General features: G+C 48.7%; 1 protein-coding gene. It reads left to right on the top strand.

Annotated features, from left to right (window positions below; all coding sequences use genetic code 11):
- A partial coding sequence (locus R7Z47_RS26325) for a glycoside hydrolase family 2 TIM barrel-domain containing protein (protein WP_318130961.1) occupies positions 1-554 on the top strand: 554 nt, incomplete at both ends.

Here is a 554-nt window from a genome sequence, read left to right as displayed (position 1 = left end):
CGGTAACGAATCGGGTTATCGCTGTAACATCCGTGCGAGGTATGCAGCAACCAAAGCCCTTGATGACACCCGTTTGGTTCACTACGAAGAAGACCGCGATGCTGAAGTGGTGGATGTGATTTCCACTATGTACTCACGCGCTCAACTGATGAATTACTTTGGCGAACACCCACACGAGAAGCCACGCATTATCTGCGAATACGCACACGCGATGGGTAACGGGCCGGGTGGTTTAACCGAATACCAAAACGTGTTCTATGCGCACGACCACATTCAAGGTCACTACGTTTGGGAATGGTGTGATCACGGCATTCTAGCGCGTGATGAACACGGCCAAGAGTTCTACAAATACGGCGGCGATTATGGCGACTACCCAAACAACTACAACTTCTGCATGGATGGTCTGATTTACCCAGATCAAACCCCGGGCCCTGGCCTGAAAGAATACAAACAAGTCATTGCACCAGTGAAAATTCAAGCAGTAGAAGGCAAGACAAACACCTTCACCGTAGAGAACAAATTGTGGTTTACCAACCTTGATGATTACACCATCA

It is taken from the genome of Vibrio sp. 1641 (assembly GCF_033339995.1).
Lineage (GTDB): Bacteria > Pseudomonadota > Gammaproteobacteria > Enterobacterales > Vibrionaceae > Vibrio > Vibrio alginolyticus.
Note: the sequence above shows the minus strand (reverse complement) of the source record. Positions and strands in the feature narration are given on the sequence as shown.